The 1,729-nt window shown below is 67.7% G+C and carries 1 protein-coding gene; it reads right to left on the bottom strand.

What is annotated here, in order from left to right; all coding sequences use genetic code 11:
- Nucleotides 1-1,729 (bottom strand): beta-ketoacyl synthase N-terminal-like domain-containing protein (locus AB0I10_RS41065; RefSeq protein ID WP_363157840.1); only part of this gene is annotated, 1,729 nt, incomplete at both ends.

Below are 1,729 nucleotides of genomic sequence, written 5' to 3'. Positions count from 1 at the left end.
GCACGGTGCTCCAACACCCCACGCGAAACCGCCAGCGACCACCCCACGTCGTTCACTTCTACGTCCGAACGATGCTGGATGAACTCCGCAAGACGATCCGCCTGCCCCGCAAGCCCCCCTGCCGACCGACCCGACACCACCCACGGCACCACCGGCAACACGACGCCGTCGGCACCGCCAGCCGGATCCGTTGCCGCGTCAGACACCGAAGTCTCGTCCTGGGGCGCCTGCTCGATGATCACGTGCGCATTGGTGCCGGAGAACCCGAACGACGACACACCCGCCCGCCGGGGATGCCCGGCGTCAGGCCAGGGCATCGCCTCGGTCACCAACTGCACTGCACCCGCATTCCAGTCCACGTGTGACGACGGAGCGTCCACGTGCAGCGTCGCCGGGACGATGCCGTGCCGCATCGCGGCCACCATCTTGATGACCCCCGCCACACCGGCCGCCGCCTGCGCATGACCGATGTTCGACTTCACCGAACCCAACAGCAACGGCCGATCCTCAGCCCTGCCCTGGCCGTACGTCGCCAACAGCGCCTGAGCCTCAATCGGATCACCCAGCCGCGTACCCGTGCCATGGCCCTCGACCACATCCACGTCGCCCGAGGCCAGACCGGCACTCGCCAGTGCCGACCGGATCACCCTCTGCTGCGCCGGACCATTCGGCGCCGTCAACCCATTCGACGCACCGTCCTGGTTCACCGCGCTCCCGGACACCACCGCCAGAATCCGATGACCATTACGCCGCGCGTCCGACATCCGCTCCACGACCAGGACACCAACCCCCTCACCCCAGCCCGTACCGTCCGCCGCCTCCGCATACGCCTTGCAACGCCCGTCCGCAGCCAGACCCCGCTGCCGCGAAAAATCAATGAACGTCCCCGGCGTCGACATCACCGTCACACCACCCGCCAACGCCAGCGACGACTCCCCCGACCGCAGCGACTGACACGCCAGATGCAACGCCACCAACGACGACGAACACGCCGTATCCACCGTCACCGCCGGACCCTCCAACCCCAGCGCATACGCCACCCGCCCGGAGGCGACGGAACCCGTACCACCCGTACCGAGATACCCCTCGACCTCCTCAGGAACGGGATACGACGGCAGATAGTCGTGGTAGAAGAGGCCGGAGAAGACGCCCGTGTCACTGCCCCTCAACGCCCCCGGATCGATCCCCGCGTCCTCCAGCGCCTCCCACGACGTCTCCAGCAGCAACCGCTGCTGCGGATCCATCGCCACCGCCTCACGCGGACTGATCCCAAAGAACTCCGCGTCAAACTCCCCGGCGTTGTGAAGGAATCCGCCCTCGCCCGAGTAGCTCTTCCCGACCGCCTCCGGATCCGGGTCGACCACATCCGCAGGCCAACCACGGTCCACGGGGAACGCACCCACCGCGTCCCCACCCGACTCCAGCAACTCCCAGAACTCACCTGCAGACGACACACCGCCGGGGAAGCGGCACCCCATGCCCACGATCACCAGACGGTCGTCATCAACCGACACTCCACCGGCCGCCGGAACCGCAGAACCCACCGATACGGCATCCGTCCCGCCGACCAACTCGCGCAGTACAAACCCAGCCAGCACCGCCGGAGTCGGGTAGTCGAACACCACCGTCGCCGGCAGGCGCAGGCCTGTGGCGTTGTTGAGTCGGTTACGTAGTTCGACTGCGGTGAGGGAGTCGAAGCCGACGTCGCGGAATGCGCGGTCCGGGTCGA

The sequence above is a fragment of the Streptomyces sp. NPDC050636 genome (assembly GCF_040654775.1).
In the GTDB taxonomy this organism is placed as follows: domain Bacteria; phylum Actinomycetota; class Actinomycetes; order Streptomycetales; family Streptomycetaceae; genus Streptomyces.
This window is presented reverse-complemented; position numbering and strand designations above follow the sequence as displayed.